18 protein-coding genes are annotated in these 17621 nt (G+C 56.7%); 14 read left to right on the top strand and 4 right to left on the bottom strand.

The window, feature by feature from the left end:
* Positions 1-44 precede the first annotated feature (44 nt).
* From ccoG to ccoS, 4 genes are read left to right on the top strand one after another with little or no spacing between them, the layout of a single operon-like run.
* Entirely contained in the window at positions 45-1475 is a 1431-nt protein-coding gene (ccoG, locus tag GG681_RS07185) for a cytochrome c oxidase accessory protein CcoG (protein WP_328593301.1), read from the top strand.
* On the top strand, positions 1475-1954 hold the full coding sequence (locus GG681_RS07180) for a FixH family protein (protein WP_153547028.1): 480 nt from the start codon (positions 1475-1477) through the stop codon (positions 1952-1954). The genes ccoG and GG681_RS07180 overlap by 1 nt, the downstream gene beginning before the upstream one ends.
* Positions 1951-4137, top strand: a complete 2187-nt coding sequence (locus tag GG681_RS07175) for a heavy metal translocating P-type ATPase (RefSeq protein WP_153546557.1) — start codon at positions 1951-1953, stop codon at positions 4135-4137. Before GG681_RS07180 ends, GG681_RS07175 begins: the two co-directional genes overlap by 4 nt.
* A 12-nt stretch (positions 4138-4149) precedes the next feature.
* Positions 4150-4308 carry a cbb3-type cytochrome oxidase assembly protein CcoS gene (gene ccoS, locus GG681_RS07170; protein ID WP_328593300.1) on the top strand — a complete coding sequence of 53 codons (159 nt, stop codon included), beginning with the start codon at positions 4150-4152 and terminating at the stop codon, positions 4306-4308.
* A gap of 94 nt (positions 4309-4402) precedes the next feature.
* On the opposite strand, the gene GG681_RS07165 is transcribed toward ccoS, so the two are convergent.
* The 3 genes from GG681_RS07165 to GG681_RS07155 form a co-directional block, all read right to left on the bottom strand.
* A complete protein-coding gene (locus GG681_RS07165) occupies positions 4403-6010 on the bottom strand; it encodes a D-alanyl-D-alanine carboxypeptidase family protein (protein ID WP_153546555.1) in 1608 nt (535 codons plus the stop codon).
* 285 nt (positions 6011-6295) lie between these two features.
* The gene (locus GG681_RS07160; protein WP_153546553.1) at positions 6296-6616 is read right to left on the bottom strand and encodes a hypothetical protein; all 321 of its coding nucleotides are present in this window, start codon (positions 6614-6616) and stop codon (positions 6296-6298) included.
* A 12-nt stretch (positions 6617-6628) separates the two neighbouring features.
* Positions 6629-7345 (bottom strand): HAD family hydrolase, encoded by a 717-nt coding sequence (locus GG681_RS07155; protein ID WP_153546551.1) that lies wholly within the window; start codon positions 7343-7345, stop codon positions 6629-6631.
* A 64-nt stretch (positions 7346-7409) separates the two neighbouring features.
* Between GG681_RS07155 and clpS the strand changes: the two genes are divergently transcribed.
* From clpS to GG681_RS07130, 5 genes are all read left to right on the top strand, one after another.
* Positions 7410-7775 (top strand): ATP-dependent Clp protease adapter ClpS, encoded by a 366-nt coding sequence (gene clpS, locus GG681_RS07150; protein ID WP_408057656.1) that lies wholly within the window; start codon positions 7410-7412, stop codon positions 7773-7775.
* Between the two features lie 22 nt (positions 7776-7797).
* On the top strand, positions 7798-8799 hold the full coding sequence (locus tag GG681_RS07145) for a class I SAM-dependent methyltransferase (RefSeq protein WP_153546548.1): 1002 nt from the start codon (positions 7798-7800) through the stop codon (positions 8797-8799).
* Between the two features lie 74 nt (positions 8800-8873).
* A complete protein-coding gene (locus tag GG681_RS07140; RefSeq protein WP_153546546.1) occupies positions 8874-9677 on the top strand; it encodes an SDR family NAD(P)-dependent oxidoreductase in 804 nt (267 codons plus the stop codon).
* Positions 9678-9711: 34 nt separating this feature from the next.
* Positions 9712-10605 (top strand): oxygen-dependent coproporphyrinogen oxidase, encoded by an 894-nt coding sequence (gene hemF, locus GG681_RS07135; RefSeq protein WP_153546544.1) that lies wholly within the window; start codon positions 9712-9714, stop codon positions 10603-10605.
* Between the two features lie 95 nt (positions 10606-10700).
* A complete protein-coding gene (locus GG681_RS07130; protein WP_153546542.1) occupies positions 10701-11477 on the top strand; it encodes a glycoside hydrolase family 25 protein in 777 nt (258 codons plus the stop codon).
* Here the strand turns inward: GG681_RS07130 and hemC are convergent.
* Entirely contained in the window at positions 11474-12430 is a 957-nt protein-coding gene (hemC, locus tag GG681_RS07125) for a hydroxymethylbilane synthase (protein WP_153546540.1), read from the bottom strand. The two genes, GG681_RS07130 and hemC, sit on opposite strands and share 4 nt — an antisense overlap.
* Before the next feature lie 108 nt (positions 12431-12538).
* Here hemC and hemE point away from each other — a divergent pair, with 108 nt between their 5' ends.
* The 5 genes from hemE (at position 12539) to GG681_RS07095 (ending at position 17521) form a co-directional block, all read left to right on the top strand.
* Positions 12539-13588, top strand: a complete 1050-nt coding sequence (hemE, locus tag GG681_RS07120) for a uroporphyrinogen decarboxylase (RefSeq protein ID WP_153546538.1) — start codon at positions 12539-12541, stop codon at positions 13586-13588.
* A 137-nt stretch (positions 13589-13725) separates the two neighbouring features.
* Complete coding sequence (locus tag GG681_RS07115) at positions 13726-14658, top strand: ABC transporter ATP-binding protein (RefSeq protein ID WP_153546536.1); 933 nt, start codon at positions 13726-13728, stop codon at positions 14656-14658.
* Positions 14655-15416 (top strand): ABC transporter permease, encoded by a 762-nt coding sequence (locus tag GG681_RS07110; protein WP_153546533.1) that lies wholly within the window; start codon positions 14655-14657, stop codon positions 15414-15416. The genes GG681_RS07115 and GG681_RS07110 overlap by 4 nt, the downstream gene beginning before the upstream one ends.
* Positions 15417-15605: 189 nt before the next feature.
* Complete coding sequence (locus GG681_RS07105) at positions 15606-16403, top strand: S49 family peptidase (RefSeq protein WP_153546531.1); 798 nt, start codon at positions 15606-15608, stop codon at positions 16401-16403.
* Between the two features lie 173 nt (positions 16404-16576).
* Complete coding sequence (locus tag GG681_RS07095) at positions 16577-17521, top strand: calcium/sodium antiporter (RefSeq protein ID WP_153546528.1); 945 nt, start codon at positions 16577-16579, stop codon at positions 17519-17521.
* Positions 17522-17621 lie beyond the last annotated feature (100 nt).

Raw genomic sequence — 17621 nt, 5'->3', positions numbered from 1 at the left:
ATAAAAAGGGTGGTGAGCGATGTAATTAAATTGGAGCACGCCCCGTGAGCGATTCCAGTCCGACCCCCAGCCTCTATGCCGCAAGGGAACCTATCTTTCCGCGTCGTGTCTCTGGAAAATTTCGAAACCTAAAATGGTTCATCATGGCGGTGACCCTAGGTATTTATTATCTCACACCCTGGCTCCGGTGGGACCGCGGTCCTAATCTGCCGGATCAGGCTGTGCTGATTGATCTCGCCAACCGCCGTTTTTATTTCCTCTGGATCGAGATCTGGCCGCATGAGTTCTATTTTGTGGCCGGGCTATTGATTATGGCCGGTTTGGGGTTGTTCCTCTTTACCTCTGCCCTTGGTCGGGTCTGGTGCGGCTATACCTGCCCACAGACTGTCTGGACCGACCTTTATATGCTGGTAGAGCGCTGGATTGAGGGCGATCGAAACGCACGTCTGCGGCTGCACCGTCAGGAAAAAATGGATTTCCGCAAGCTGCGCCTGCGCGTGACCAAATGGCTTTCCTGGTTGTTGATTGGTCTCGCAACAGGTGGGGCCTGGGTGTTCTATTTTGCCGATGCGCCCACTTTGATGGTGGATCTGGTGACGGGTCAGGCGCATTCTGTAGCCTACACCACTATTGCTGTTCTCACCGCGACAACCTTTGTGTTTGGTGGCTTTGCGCGTGAACAGATCTGTATCTACGCCTGCCCGTGGCCACGTATCCAGGCCGCGATGATGGACGAAGACACCCTGACGGTGGGCTATCGTTCTTGGCGCGGTGAGCCGCGCGGCAAAGCAAGCAAAGATGCTGATGCTCCGCCCAAGGGGGACTGCATCAACTGTATGGCCTGTGTGAATGTGTGTCCGATGGGGATCGACATTCGGGATGGTCAGCAGATGGAGTGTATCACCTGTGCGCTGTGTATCGATGCCTGCGATGATATCATGGCCAAAGTGGGCAAACCACGTGGGTTGATCGACTATCTCGCGCTGTCGGACGAAAGCCGCGAGATTGAGGGCAAAAAACCGCGCTCAGCCTGGGTGCATATTTTGCGGCCACGGACGATCTTGTATACTGTTTTGTGGTCGGCCATCGGTTTTGCATTGCTTTATGCGCTGTTCATCCGTCCCGAAGTTGATCTGACTGTCGCACCTGTGCGCAACCCAACTTATGTGACGCTTTCGGATGGCTCGATCCGCAACACCTATGATGTGCGCCTGCGCAATAAACATGGTGAAGCGCGTCTGTTTGAGCTGACTGCGACAGGCAATGACGCCTACCGTATTGAGCTTGAGCGCGAAGACGACAATATTGTTGAGGTGCCTGCCGATGCGGCCCATCTGCAACGGGTCTATGTGATCGCGCCCAAAGGCACAGCGCCTGCAGGGGTTGATACGATGGATCTGCGGATCTGGGTCGAAGATCTGCAAAGTGGGGAACGTGCATCCAAGGACACCACCTTTAACGGACGGGGACAATGATGATGGCTGAAAAAACACAGTGGAAATTCACTGGTCGTCACGCGCTTTTGATCTTTTGCAGCGCTTTCGCAATCATCATCGGGGTGAATATCACCCTGGCGGTCAAAGCGGTCAGCACGTTTCCCGGCCTTGAAGTGAAGAACTCTTATGTTGCCAGCCAGGAGTTTGATGCCCGCCGTCAGGCGCAGCGCGCGCTGGGGTGGGAGGTAAACGCCGAAGTAAAAGGTGACCTGCTGCATCTGATGATCAACGATCAAGATGGGCAGCCCGTGGAAGTGGCCAAACTCACCGCGACCTTTGGTCGGGCCACCCATGTGAAGGATGACCAGACACCTGAATTCACCTTTGACGGCAGCGCCTATGTTGCGCCCGTCACCGTGGACAAAGGCAACTGGAACCTGCGCATGGTGGCGCGGGCAAAGAACGGCACCGAGTTCACCCAACGTGTGATTGTCCACGTGCAAGAGGCTGCTAAATGAGCACAAGCGCCGATCCTCATCGTCCGCATATGGCGGTGTGCCCCGGCTGCGCCGCAGCCCCAAGCGAGCACATCGAGACCGCGCCCAAAGAGGCGCGGCTTGCGCTGTCTTTGCCCACCATTCACTGTCAGGCCTGTATCTCCAAAATTGAGCGTGGCCTGTCGGCCCATCCCGGCATTCATTCCGCGCGGGTCAATCTGACCTTGAAGCGCGCGTTGATTGAGGCTGATCCCGAACTGCGCGCCGCAGATCTGGTGCCGGTGGTAGAAGGGCTGGGCTATGAAGCCCACGAGCTGGATCTGTCGCAGCTTTCAAGCACGCAGACGGACAAGGTTGGCCGCGATCTGGCGATGCGCCTGGCGGTTGCAGGCTTTGCCTCGATGAATGTGATGCTCTTGTCAGTGTCGGTCTGGTCTGGAGCCAGTGATACAACGCGGGATATGTTTCACTGGATTTCAGCGGCGATTTCGCTGCCTGCGGTTGCCTATGCGGGCAAGCCCTTTTTTGTAAACGCCTGGAGCGCGTTGAAAGTACACCGTCTCAATATGGATGTGCCGATCGTACTGGCGCTTTTGCTCGCGCTTGTTACGTCGCTGTGGGAAACCAGTCTCGGCGGTGAACATGCCTATTTTGATGCAGCTTTGACGTTGACGTTCTTTCTGCTTGCCGGGCGCTATCTGGATCAGCGTACCCGCGCGGTGGCGCGCTCTGCCGCTGAAGAACTCACCGCGCTGGAAGTGCCGCGCGCGTTAAAGCTTGTGAATGGCGCAGAAGAAGAAGTGGCCGTTGCAGACCTTGCGATCGACGATCTGGTGCGTGTGCGGGCCGGGGGGCGTATGCCGGTGGACGGTGTGATCGTTGATGGCCGGTCCGAGCTTGATCGCTCATTGCTCACGGGTGAAACCGTGCCTGTATTTGCAGAGCCGGGGCAGGTGGTTTCTGCTGGTGAAGTCAATCTGACCGGGCCACTAACCGTGCGGGCCACGGCCGTTGGGGCGGAAACCTCGCTTCATCGTATGGCCGATCTGGTGACCATCGCCGAAAGCGGGCGGTCGCGCTATACGTCGCTTGCGGATAAGGCGGCGAAACTTTATGCGCCGGGCGTACATATCCTGTCAGCGCTGGCGTTTCTGGGCTGGTATCTGTGGACCTTTGATTTGCGCACCGCGCTCAATATTGCGGCGGCGGTGTTGATCATCACCTGCCCCTGTGCGCTGGGGCTTGCGGTTCCAGCTGTGACCACAGCAGCCTCAGGACGGCTGTTCAAACGCGGCCTGTTGATTAAAAACGCCACTGCATTGGAGCGCCTGTCCGAGGTCGACACTGTGGTGTTTGACAAAACCGGCACGCTGACTGAGGGCACGCCCGACGTCACCAACCTGGGTGAGCACAGCCGCCGCGATCTGGAAATCGCTCTGGCGCTGGCTGAAGGGTCATCCCATCCGCTGTCGCAGGCGCTGGTTCGGGCGGCGCGCGACGCTGGTATCAAGCCTGCCACAATTGACGCCCACCGCGAAGTGCCCGGATTTGGCACCGAAGCGCAGCTGCATGGCAAGACCATCCGTCTGGGCCGTGCCGAATGGGTTGGTGCCGATGAGGTCAGCCAGACTGCGGCCTATCTTGAAACTGGGGAGGGGCGCGCAAAAGTCTTCACCTTTGCAGATAGCCTGCGCCCCGGTGCGGAAGCGGTGGTCCAACAGCTTTTGGCAGCAGACAAAGACGTGGTGCTTTTGTCCGGCGATGCGCAAGCTCCGGTGCAGGCACTGGCAGAGCGGCTGAACATTCCAGCCTGGCGCGCAGGCAGTTTGCCTGAGGAAAAGCTTGCTCAAATTCAGGCGTTTTCGGAAGCAGGCAAAAAGGTTTTGATGGTGGGCGATGGGCTCAATGACACCGCGGCTTTGGCGGCGGCGCATGTGTCGATCTCTCCCGCAACGGCGCTGGATGCGGCGCGAGTGGCCTCTGATGTGGTCTTGCTGGGCAAAGATCTGGAGCCGATTGCCGATGCCTGCGCAACGGCGCAGCGGGCAACGCGGCGTATTCGGGAAAACTTCCGCCTCGCGACCTTGTACAATGTGATTGCGGTGCCGCTGGCGGTGGCTGGTCTTGCCACCCCGTTGATCGCGGCCCTGGCAATGTCTATGTCATCGATCACTGTATCACTAAACGCGCTGAGACTGCGCTAAAGGAGCGGGCGCGTGACTGTACTGTCCTATCTTATTCCGATTTCGCTGCTGCTGGGCGGTGCTGGTCTGGCGGCCTTTGTCTATACGGTGCGCTCTAGCCAATATGATGATCCCGAAGGTGATGCGCGTCGTATCCTCAACGAGGATTGGGATGACCACCCCAAGCCCTGAACCACAGGGCTAAATCGAAACAGGGCAAAACAAAACAGATCCAAAACAAAAACGGGCGCTTTTGAGCGCCCGTCTGTCTATCTGGAAAGCTGTTTTACGACCGTGGGCCGATGGTTTCACATGGGATATTGCGCGCATTCAGGCGGCGGCAGGCCAGTTCAGCGGTTTCCCGGCTCATCCCAAGGAAGTTTGCATCAAACCCACGTGGTGATTTCACCACTTTGCGCAGGGATCCGTGCAGGGTTGAGGTTTCGGTCAGCGCGGTTTTCAACAACACCTTTTCCGCCTTGAAACGGTTGGTGTAGCGGCCAACATTGATGCCCCAATAACGCCCACCCGATGTGGAAAGCCGGGTGACTACAACGGGTTCCGCATCCTGTGCAGAAGCTGTTTGAAATTGTGCCGGGCGCAGGCGTGGACGCAGGCCGCTGTGGTAGATCTGAACGCGTGATGCCGGTTTTGGAGCAACCGCTGCAGCTGAAGCCACCGCCGCAATCACCTGTGCGTCGCCAGTTGGCGCGTTTGCAGCGCTGGTATCTGTTGCGGCCTCAGTTAAGGCTGCAACAATGCCTGCCTGCAGGTCATCGCGATCTGCGCTGTTATTGGGCAATGGTTCATTGGACACGGGCTCTGCGCTGGCAACAACCAGTGTGGTTGCCTCAGTTGCGGGTCGCAGTTTTGGAAGCAGGCTGCGTTTGACCACACCGCTTACGCGGATTGATTTGCCCACGCCCTCGGGGGTCGTGCCGGTCGAAGCAACCTTAAGGCCCCGGTTGCCCTGATAGACCGGGCGTTTTGGTCTGCGCAGCTTGGCGTGACGTGGCGCCCGGCGGAAGCCGAGATCCAGCAGCTCTGCCACTTTGGCGTTGCGCGAGGTTGTGGATTTGCCGCCAAAGACCGTTGCAATGATACGTTCATTGCCACGTTTGGCCGATGCCACCAGATTGAAGCCTGCTGCATTGGTGTAGCCGGTCTTGATCCCATCCGCGCCTTTGTAGTTTGCCAGAAGGCGGCGGTTGGTATTGGCGACCGTGCGTATACCTGCATTCGCGGATTTGCGCGAAAACAGGTTATAATATTCAGGATAGTCGTAAAGGATATGCCGCCCCAGCGTGGTCATGTCACGAGCGGTGGACATATGCCCTTTGGAGGTCAGACCATGTGCGTTTTTGAACGAGGTCCGTGACATGCCCAATGCTTTGGCCGTGCGATTCATGCGGCGGGAAAAGGCTGCTTCAGACCCGGAGATTGCTTCGCCGATGGCAGTGGCGGCGTCATTGGCTGATTTCACCGCGGCAGCGCGGATCAAATAGCGCAGCGCAATTCGCTGGCCAGATTTCAGTCCCAGTTTGGAGGGCGGCTCGGCGGCGGCATTGCGTGAGATCTTTACCTTGGTGTCGAGGGTGATCTCACCGTTACGCACCGCTTCAAATGCGATGTAGAGCGTCATCATCTTGGTCAGCGAAGCCGGGTGCAGACGGGTGTCAGCATTGCGCGAATGAAGCACCTCTCCGGTACGTGCATCCTGAACCATTGCCGCATATGGCGCGGCATGGGCGCTGATGGCTGACAGGGTAAGGAGTGCGAGCAAACAGGAAATCAGGCCGCGCCGAAGCCGCGACCACTGATCTAGAACAGCTTTCGGAATGCTCCAACAGGAGCAGGGAGTTCGCCCGTGGGGAACCTGCGCGATATCTGCCATGTTTGCCTCATGTCGCTGATTTTCAGCTGACGATTTTTGCTCTGAATTGAGCGTAACATAGACAAGATTTAGAATAAACAGTTCCTAGTTGCTGCAGCTGCAGCCAAACCGAGGCCTGAATCTATATGTAGTATGTAGAAAGGGTGGGTTCCGCGAAATCGGCGTATCGTAAATGAAAGGTTAATGAATTTCGCTAGCCGAAAGCGGTTGGATTGGCGCGATTTCTAGCCGCAGAACTGATTTTGATGCGGGGCTGCAACACCCCGCAAGATGCCGGGTGCAGAATTAAAGCGTGTAAGAGCCGTAACAGGGCGACAAAAACTGCAATTCGATTCCCAAAATGACGCCCGTTGGCAGCTGGGGTTTCAACCTGTCCGCCAGTTGCTGGTTGAGCGCCGTCATGAACTCATCGGAACGGTGCGGTTTTTGCAACAGCGACAGGCGCAGCAATAGGTGATTGTGCAAGGTCTGGGCCACCGGATGGGCGCGGGCCTTACAGTCGCCCGAGGTCGGGTCAAAGGCTTTTATGGTGGCTTCAATGGATTGAAGGATTGCGGGGATGTTGAGCGGCAGATCGGCGGAATAGGAGAGGTCAGCTTGGGGCATTTCGGGGTCCGTTTACAGTGGGAGACGCTTGATGAGATCGACCAATCCGCCGAGATCTTCAATCTCGAAATAGCGGGATTGATCGGTGGGTGGTTCGGCATGTTCGTGATCCCAAACCAAGCCGTGCGGCACAAAGGTGGCCCAGCCACCGGCCTCTAGCACAGGAAGAATGTCAGAGCGCATGGAATTTCCAACCATCATCACCTGACCAGGCTCATGACCGTGGCGTTTGAAGATGTCGTGATAGGCTGCGGCGGTCTTTTCAGAAACGATTTCAACCCCGTCAAACATATCCCCCAGGCCTGACTGGGCCAATTTTCGTTCCTGATCCAGCAGATCGCCCTTGGTGATCAATATCAGCTCATACTCTGCTGAAAGCGCTGTCACCGCAGATTTGGCATGGGGCAGCAGTTCAATCGGGTAAGACAGCATCATCTGACCCGCTTCGAGCAATTCCTGAATCACTTTGGCGGGAACCCGGGCATCCGTCACATCAATTGCGGTTTCGATCATCGACAGGGTGAAACCTTTGACACCATAGCCGTAGCGGCCCAGATTGCGTCCTTCGGCCTCAAGCAAAAGCCGGTCAAGCTGCTCTGGCCCCATATCCTGTGGCGTGTGGTCCATTAAAAGTTCGGCAAATCGTTCCTGAGTAACCCTAAAGAAACGTTCATTGTGCCAAAGAGTGTCATCGGCATCAAAAGCTACGGTTGTTAGGGGCTTTGGCATTTCGGTGTCCTCGGTGTCTTTTATTGCCGCTCAGAAAGGCTATATAAGCGGACTAAGAATTTCCATGCTCGATCGGATCGGCCCGCAAATGACGTTTGAACCTGTAGTGATGTCGGATAAGTCTGACGAAGAAGGGGATCTGGACCTTCTCACCAAGACAAAGCCCAAAACACAGCGCCCGCCGCGCTACAAAGTTTTGCTGCTGAATGATGACTACACGCCGATGGAATTTGTGGTCATGGTGCTGGAACGTTTCTTTGGCATGACCCATGCACAGGCGTTTGAGATCATGTTGACGGTGCATAAAAAAGGCCTCGCGGTTGTGGGCGTCTTTAGTCACGAGATCGCCGAAACCAAGGTGACACAGGTGATGGATTTTGCTCTTCGCCATCAGCATCCGCTGCAGTGCACCATGGAAAAAGAAGAATAATCAACAAGAAAGGGACACGCTGATGTCCGTTCGCCTGTCACTGGCGCTTGAAACGGGCGGCTTTGCCGTGCCGGAGTCTGGCCGCATTTTTGTGTTTCATCCCCGTCTTGAAGATGACTTGTCAGTGCTGCCGAAAGAGCGTGTTCTGGTCATTCAACCGCTGCGTCCCGCGTTTGAACATTTTGAACGCCTCGGCTTTGAGTGTGTGCCTGAATGGGACGGTGAGACGCGCGCAGGTGCCGCACTGGTCTTTGTGACCCGCGCCAAAGCGCAGCTGCGTGATCTCCTGGCGCAGGCCTCTGCTGCAACCGACGGGCAGGTTCTGATTGATGGGGCCAAGACCGACGGAATCGATTCGGTTCTGAAAGATCTGCGCAAGCTCGCCGCGCCCTCTGCGCCGATCTCCAAGGCCCACGGAAAAGTGTTCTGGATCGAAGGCGGTTGCGATCTCAGCCAATGGCGGGTTGAGCACTCCACACAGGTGGATGGGTTTCAGACCCGGCCTGGTGTTTTCTCGGCGGATGGGATCGATCCCGCTTCACGCCTGCTGGTTGAGAATTTGCCAGCCAAGCTTGGCCGCCGGGTGTTGGATCTTGGCGCGGGCTGGGGCTTCCTTGCCGCAAACGTGCTGATGCGTGACACGGTCGAAAGCCTGCATCTGGTTGAGGCAGATCACATTGCGTTGGGCTGTGCGCGCGAAAACATTTCTGATGCACGGGGCAAGTTTTATTGGGCGGATGCAACCTCCTGGCAGGCGCCTGAATTGTGTGATTGCGTGGTGATGAATCCGCCGTTTCATACTGGCCGCGCTGCGACGCCTGATCTTGGGCGCGCCTTTATCGAAAGCGCGGCCCGTGCGCTGACGCCATCAGGCCAGCTGTGTATGGTTGCAAATCGGCATTTACCCTATGAGGACACGCTGAGCCAGAGATTTGCCAAAGTGGCAGAGGTGGCTGGCGACAATCGCTTTAAGGTGCTTGTGGCAGAGAGACCTCGGCGAATTCGCGCAGGCAGCCGCGGCTGAGACACAGAGACTGGTGTCTTATACGTAACTTCCTGTATAAGGTCGGCCGAATTGAACCCACATAAGGCGAGCATATGTCCTTTTCCATTTCCGGTAAGACAGCCATCGTAACCGGAGCATCAAGCGGGATCGGCCTGGCCATTGGCAAGCAATTTGCGGCAGCCGGGGCAAATGTGATGTTTGCCGACAGCAATGAAGCTGAGCTGCTGGATGCCATTGGGGAGCAGCCCGAAGACAGCAATATTCGCTATTTTGCTGGCGATCTGCGCGAAAAGCTCACCATTGCCAATCTTTTGTCTGCAACCATCGATGCCTTTGATGAGGTGGATATTCTGGTAAACGGCGCGCGTCAGGTGGAACAAAGCGATGCGCTGGATCCGGATGATGGCTCGCTTGATCGCCTGCTCAATCAGAACTTCCTGCCCACCTTGCGTCTGTCGCAACAGGTGGCACGCCGGATGATCAAACAGGGCGAGGGGCGCGATGAGGATGCGCAGCTTGGCTCGATCATCAACCTGTCGTCTATCGCGGCCCGACGCAGCCATCCTGATTTGCTGGCCTATTCGATTGCCTCTGCGGCGCTGGATCAGATGACGCGGTCGCTTTCGGTGTCACTGGCCCCGCATCGGATCCGGGTGAACTCGATTGCCTTTGGTTCGGTGATGAGCGCGTCTTTGCAGACCACGCTGAAAGACAACCGCGACTACCGCGATGATATTGAACAACACACCCCGCTGGGCCGCATCGCTGCACCAAGTGAGCTGACTGAGGCCGCGCAATATCTCGCATCAGATGCGGCGGCCTTTATGACCGGTCAGATCATGACCTTGGACGGCGGGCGCACCCTGCTGGATCCTGTGGCGGCGCCGGTTCACTAGATTTTAAACGACTTTTCCAACAGGAAACTCTTTCATGGCCGATACGATGGACACTGAAAAACAGCGGGCCTCTGCCTGGTTCCGTACGCTGCGAGATGAAATTGTAGCCGCCTTTGAAGGCCTGGAGAACAGCCACGATACCGGCCCGTTTTCGGATATGGAGCCGGGACGTTTTGACGTGAGCGAGACCAAGCGCGCCTCGGCAGATGGATCAGACGCGGGCGGCGGATTGATGAGCGTGATGCGCGGCGGCCGCGTTTTTGAAAAAGTCGGCGTGAATGTGTCGACCGTCTACGGAACCCTTGGGGAGCGCGCGCAAAACGCAATGGCGGCGCGCAAGGGCATTGTAGGGATGAAAGAAGATCCGCGGTTCTGGGCTTCGGGCATTTCACTGGTGGCGCATATGCGCAACCCCCAAGTGCCGGCAGTGCATATGAACACCCGCATGTTCTGGACCCCGCATGCCTGGTGGTTTGGTGGCGGATCAGATCTCAACCCCTGTCTGGAATATCACGAAGATACTGCGCATTTTCATGCTGTGCAAAAACAGTTCCTCGACCCGCATGGCGAGACGCTTTACCCCGAGCTGAAAGCCTGGGCGGATGAGTATTTCTTTGTGCCCCACCGTGGTCGTGCGCGCGGTGTTGGTGGCATCTTTATGGATGATCGCAACACGGGCAGCTGGGAGGCTGATTTTGCCCTGACGCAAGACATCGGTCGTGCCTTCCTGCCTGCCTTTGTACCACTGGTTGAAAAACGCCGCCCGTCTGAATTTTCTGACGCGGACAAAGATGCGCAGCTGGTGCACCGTGGGCTCTATGCGGAATATAATCTGGTCTATGATCGGGGCACCAAGTTTGGCCTTGAGACCGGCCATGATGCCAATGCGGTATTGATGAGCCTGCCGCCGATGGCGAAATGGGTGTGATCGGCGTTTTGATGCCCAATTAACGCAAGCCGGATCGACCTATGGCGTTTGCCTGCTAGGGTTGAAGGATAAACCTTCATTCGAGCAGGTGTTTCATGCGGATCAAAGCCCTTCTTGTGGCGCTTGTTCTGGCTGGCTGTAGCGCGCCAGAGCCAGCAGATATGCGCGCCTTTGCCTCGCAGATTGTGTTTGCCGGGTTGAAGTTCGGTGACAGCGATCCTGTTGCCTGGCGCGGGCGAACACCTGCCAGCTATCCGGTGCATGGGATTGATGCTTCGCGCTGGCAAGGTGACATTGACTGGCGCAAGGCAAGGCGTGCAGGCGTGTCTTTTGCCTTTCTGAAGGCAACAGAGGGCGGTGATCTTGTTGATCCGCAATTTTCCACCCACTGGCACCAAAGCCGCAAAGCGCGGGTGAAACGCAGCGCATATCACTATTATTATTTTTGCCGCTCAGCAAAAGAGCAGGCGCGCTGGTTTATTCGCAATGTGCCGCGTGACAGTGCGGCACTGCCACATGTGTTGGATATGGAGTGGAACCCAACATCGCGCACCTGCACCAAACGCCCATCCGGTAAAAAAGTGCGGGCAGAAGCGCGGCGGTTTTTATCGATCCTAGAGCGCCATTACGGCAAGCGCCCGATAATATACACGACGGTTGATTTCTATCGCGACACCGGGATTGGCCAATTGCAGGGCACTGAATTTTGGTTGCGATCCGTAGCGGGGCATCCGCGGGACGTCTATCCGGGCCAGAGTTGGACGTTTTGGCAATACACCGGAACCGGGCGGGTGCCCGGTATCCAGGGAGATGTTGATATCAACGTGTTCCGGGGTTCACGCGAAGCCTGGCAGCGCTGGCAGGGCGATTAACGCCAGTCAAAGAACTTGGGACCAGCCTTTGCCAAGAGATCCTTGGCCATTGTGGCACCGATTTCTTTGGCGTCAGCAATGTCGCCAGACAGCTCTGCGGTGATGGATTCTGACCCATCCGGGCGCAGCACCTCGCCTTTCAGCGTGATGTCGCTGCCGGAAAGTGTTGCAAGCCCGGCAATAGGGGTTTCACAGGATCCATCCAGCCCAGCAAGCAACGCGCGCTCAGCGTCCAGGCGTTGCGCGGTTGGACTGTCGTGGATCGCGGCCAGAAGCTCTGCTGCACGTGAATCATTGCCGCGCCGTTCAATGGTGATCGCGCCCTGGGCAATCGCGGGCAGCATGTCGCTGACTTCGATCGGGGTCGCGGGCACATCAGCCATTTGCAGACGGTTCAGCCCAGCCTGGGCAAGGAAGGTGCAGCTCGCTACCCCATCGTGGAGCTTTTTCAGACGTGTTTGCACATTGCCACGAAATTCCACCACATTGAGATCCGCGCGCCGGTTGAGCAGCTGCGCGCGACGGCGCAGGGACGATGTGCCCACAACGGCCCCCTCGGGCAGATCCGCGATCGCGCTGTGGGTGGGGGAGACAAAGGCATCGCGGACGTCTTCACGCGGCAGATAGGTATCAAGCACCAACCCCTCGGGCTGTGCGACGGGCATATCTTTGCACGAATGCACCGCAATATCGATTGTACCCGCCAGCATGGCCTCTTCGATTTCTTTGGTGAACAGCCCCTTGTTGCCGATTTCCTTGAGCGGGCGGTCTGCATCAATCATCGCGCGATTGTCGCCGGTGGTTTTGATCACCACCACTTCAAACGCCGCTTCGGGCAGATCAAAGGCGGCCATTAGCCGCGCCCGTGTTTCATAGGCCTGCGCGAGCGCCAGAGGCGATCCACGGGTGCCGATTTTCAGGGGCGAAGCGGGGGAGGGCAGTGTCAGTGTCATGGTGAAATCATTAGTCGCGGCGATATGCCATGGCAAGCACAGCACAGGCTCCCTTGACAATTTGACGCTGAAATCGGACCTCAGAGGGACCCGAAAGTGAGGATACCCATGGCCGACCAAAAGAAATTGCTGCGCGCATTGGCAGGTGAAACCCAGGCGATCCCGCCGATCTGGATGATGCGGCAAGCCGGGCGCTATCTGCCCGAGTATCGCGCCACCCGCGCGCAGGCCGGGGATTTCCTATCGCTGTGCTATAATCCCGAGCTGGCCGCGGAGGTGACATTGCAGCCGATCCGCCGCTATGGGTTTGATGCGGCGATCTTGTTTGCTGATATCTTGCTGGTGCCACAGGCGCTGGGGGCGGATCTGTGGTTTGTGACCGGCGAAGGCCCGCGGCTGTCGACCATGACCACCCAGGCTGATTTTGATAAGTTCCGCCCGGTTGATGATATCCACGAGACGCTGAACCCGATCTACGAAACAGTAAAGATCCTGTCGCAGGAACTGCCCAAAGAAACCACATTGATCGGTTTTGCAGGCGCGCCCTGGACCGTGGCGACCTATATGATCGCGGGTCGTGGCACCAAAGATCAGGGGCCCGCGCATGCTTTGATGCAGGAAAACACCGCCCTGTTTGAAGCGCTGCTGGACCGCATTACCCTTGCTACCATTGAATACCTGTCCAAACAGATCGAAGCAGGCGCCGAAGTGGTGAAGATCTTTGACAGCTGGGCGGGATCTTTGAAGGGTGACGCGTTTGAAAAATACGCGCTGGAGCCCTGCCGCCAGATCACTGCGGCATTGAAGATCCGCCATCCCCATGTGCCTGTCATTGGTTTCCCGCGCGAAGCAGGCGAAAAATACGTGGGCTTTGCCAAGGCAACCGGCGTGGATTGTGTGGCGCTGGACAATTCCGTGGATCCCGAATGGGCGGCGCAGCATGTGCAGGTGGATGGCTGTGTGCAAGGTAATCTTGCGTCACGTCATATGGTCAGCGGCGGGCAAGAGCTGGTGGATGACACCCGTCGTATCGTGCGCGCTTTTGGCAAGGGGGCGCATATCTTTAACCTGGGGCATGGCATTACGCCGGACGCTGACCCTGACAATGTGCAGCTGATGATTGATACCGTTCGCGAGACGACTGCGAGTGCGTCCTAAGCGGGCTTGCCTTGATTAAAGACTGCAGCGGCCACCTCTGCGCCGCTGCACATATCTCTGCGCGCGCAGGTTGGTAGCGATCACGTAAAAGGCTTTGTAGTATCCGTCCAGTTTGAAGTTTAGCCGGCGGAGATCTCATGGCTGCTATTTTAAGTGTAAAGAATGTGCGCAAAGCGTACGACAATGGTTTTGAGGCTCTTAAGGATGTCAGCATAGAAATTGAACAGGGCGAAATTCTTGCCTTGCTTGGCCCGAATGGAGCCGGGAAGACGACACTGATCTCAACCATCTGCGGTATCACCAATCCAACCTCGGGCACAATTTCCGTTGGCGGGTTTGACACGCAGAGCCAGTTTCGCGCGACGCGCGATCTCATTGGTCTGGTACCGCAGGAAATCAACCTTGAGCCTTTTGAAAAGGTCATCAACACGGTGCGGTTTTCGCGTGGGTTGTTTGGAAAGCCACGCAATGACGCGCTGATCGAAGAGATCCTCAAGAAACTCTCTCTTTGGGATAAGCGGCACGCCTCTATCAATGAGCTTTCTGGCGGGATGAAGCGGCGGGTTCTGATTGCCAAAGCGCTAAGCCATGAGCCGCGCATCCTGTTTCTGGATGAGCCCACCGCCGGTGTGGATGTGGAACTGCGCAAAGACATGTGGGACGTGGTGGCCGAGCTGAAAGAGACCGGTGTCACCATTATTTTGACCACCCATTACATTGAGGAAGCCGAAGCCATCGCGGACCGTATCGGCGTGATCCGGCGCGGTGAAATCCTGCTGGTGGAAGACAAAGACAGCCTGATGTCGCGCATGGGGAAAAAGCAGCTGCAGGTTCAGCTTTGTGCGCCGCTTGCTGCGATCCCCGCACCCTTGCAAGAGTTTGATCTGAAACTTGGGCAGGATGGGAACTCACTTCTCTACAGCTATGACACTCAGGGTGAACGCACTGGGATTACGGCCTTGCTGAATGCAATTGCAGAGGCGGGTCTGATGCTTGCCGATGTGCAGACCCAGCAAAGCAGCCTTGAAGAGATTTTTGTGGATCTGGTCCACACAGGAGATGTCGCATGAATTGGTATGGTGTTTGGGCGATCTATCGGTTTGAAATGGCTCGGTTCTGGCGCACGTTGCTACAAAGCTTCCTGTCGCCGGTTCTGTCGACCTCGCTCTATTTTGTGGTGTTTGGCTCTGCCATTGGCAGCCGCATCGAAGAGGTGGACGGGGTGCAATACGGTGCCTTTATCGTGCCCGGCCTGATTATGTTGAGCGTGATGACACAGGGCGTTGGAAACGCCTCCTTTGGGATCTATTTCCCCAAGTTCCTTGGCACAATCTATGAGCTGCTTTCAGCGCCCGTTGATCATAAAGAGATCGTAATCGGCTATGTGGGGGCTGCGGCCACCAAATCCATGTTCATTGGCTGTGTGATCCTTGCGACGGCGGCGTTGTTCGTGGATCTGCCAATTGCACATCCATTTGCGATGATACTGTTTATGGTGCTGACAAGTCTCAGTTTTTCGCTGATGGGCTTTATCATCGGTATCTGGGCGCGCAGTTTTGAACAGCTTCAGTTGGTGCCTTTGCTGGTGGTGACACCGTTGGTATTTCTGGGGGGCGCGTTTTATACCATCTCGATGCTGCCGCCGCTGTGGCAGAAGGTGACGCTGTTTAATCCGGTGGTCTATCTGATCTCAGGTTTCAGATGGTCCTTTTTTGGCGCCGCAGATGTACCGGTTGGCATCAGCCTCGTGGCGATCTTTGGCTTTACATTGCTGTGTCTTGCGGTGATTGCCTGGATCTTCAAAACCGGCTGGCGGGTGCGCTCTTAAGCTTTGGTGCGCTGCCGGGGCAGGGCTCCCGCGCAGCGCAACCATGTCGCGTGCTTTTGGTCTCTGGTTCGCCAACACATGTAGAAGCGTTGCAGGAATGCCCCTATCGCTGAGGCAAATCTGCCAATGTGTCAAAACGCGGGTAGAACGGCCCTTGTTTCACGCGGTCTGGCTCTCTACATCGGCGAGATGAAACTCAAGTTGCCCTTTATGAAAAAGCCCCCCCTTGTGGCCGTTGTCCGCCTGTCAGGCGCAATTGGCGCGGGGAGCCGCGGTGCGTTGAACGATGCAACAATCGCGCCAGTGCTGGAGAAAGCTTTCCGTAAGGGCAAGCCCGCAGCCGTGGCATTGCAGATCAACTCACCTGGTGGATCTCCGGTGCAGAGTTCGCTGATCGGGTCGCGGATCCGGCGTCTCTCCGAAGAGCTTGACGTGCCGGTCTATGCTTTTGTTGAGGATGTTGCTGCGTCTGGTGGCTATTGGCTGGCTGCCTCCGCGGATGAGATCTGGGCGGATGAAGCTTCGGTCGTGGGATCCATTGGGGTGATTTCGGCGGGCTTTGGTGCGCATGTGTTTCTTGCGCGTCAGGGCATTGAGCGCCGCGTCCATACCGCCGGTCAGAGCAAATCCATGATGGATCCGTTCCGCCCGGAAAAAGAAGAAGATGTTGAGCGGCTGAAAACACTGCTGGGTGACATCCACGAGACCTTTATCAACCATGTGAAAGCCCGCCGCGGCGACAAGCTGGATGTAGAGCAGGACCTCTTCACCGGTGAGGTCTGGCTGGCGCGGCGTGCAACGGCGTTGGGCCTGATCGAAGGCGTTGCGCATCTCAAACCAAAGATGCAGGACGTGTTTGGAAAGAAAACGCGTTTCCGCGTCTATGGTCAGAAACGTTCCTTGCTCAATCGTTTGGGCATGCGCGTGGCCGAAGATGCGTTGATGGTGGTTGAGGAACGCGCTGCATTTGCGCGGTTTGGTCTGTAGGTGCTGGCGAAAATCGTCACATTGTTTTTGGTTGCAATGGCTGTTCTGGCCATGTTTGGAAAATTGCGCGTTCCAGGAGGGAAGCGGCTGTCGTCAAAACGCTGCCCCGGTTGTGGACGTTTTAAGATAGGCAAAGGCCCCTGCGCCTGTAAAGAAAATGGAGGACGTGGCACATGATGCCATGGCTTTTGTCAGCCCTGGGGCTGATTATCCTGCTCTTGGCAGGGGATGCGCTTGTGCGTGGTGCGGTGAACCTGAGCCTGCGACTTGGCGTGCCAGCATTGATTGTCAGTCTGACAATTGTGGCCTTTGGCACCTCTGCGCCTGAACTTCTGATCGCGATTTCTGCTGTTTTGGACAATGCGCCTGATATTGCCATGGGCAATGTGGTGGGATCCAATACAGCAAATGTGCTTTTGGTGCTTGGTGTGCCTGCATTGTTTGCCGGGCTTCACACCAGCGAATGCGACACCAGAAAGAACTACATTATGATGCTTGGCGCGTCTGTGTTGTTCATTGCGTTGGCTTTCCTTGGCGAATTTACCCTTTGGTCCGGTGTCGTGCTGCTGATGGTGCTGGCTGTTGTGCTGGCACTGGCCGCACGTGAGGCCAATCAGCATCGTAAATGTGGTCAGGACGCAGATCTGGAAGGCATGGAAGACGCCGATCCAAGCATGCCTTTTTGGCGCATCGGGATCTTCCTGTTTTTGGGGCTCATCGGTTTGCCGCTGGGCGCGGATCTTCTGGTGGATAACGCCACCATCATTGCGCGGACCTACGGTATCAGTGAAACCATCATTGGGCTGACGCTTGTTGCGATTGGGACGTCACTGCCCGAACTGGCCACCACGGTTATGGCTGCGATCCGTCGTCAGGCTGATGTGGCCTTGGGCAATGTGATCGGCTCGAATATGTTCAACCTGCTGGCTATTATTGGGATCACCACGTTTGTTGGCGAGATCCCCGTTGCGCCTGAGTTCCTCCGCTTTGATCTTTGGGTGATGCTGGCGGCGTCTTTGGTGCTGGTCCCCTTTGTGTTCCTGAAGCGCGATATCAACCGTGTCTGGGGCGCTGTGCTGAGCGGCCTCTACGTGACCTATCTGGTTGTCCTGCTTTAACTGCAAAATCCGCAGATTTTGAGGCTCAGCCGCAGCCCTATTGAAGTCTCTTGAGCATGTCGCCTACCAGGTGGCATGCTCTATTTCGTTAATAAATGAT

It is taken from the genome of Tritonibacter aquimaris, from assembly GCF_009617595.1.
Lineage (GTDB): Bacteria > Pseudomonadota > Alphaproteobacteria > Rhodobacterales > Rhodobacteraceae > Epibacterium > Epibacterium aquimaris.
Note: the sequence above shows the minus strand (reverse complement) of the source record. Positions and strands in the feature narration are given on the sequence as shown.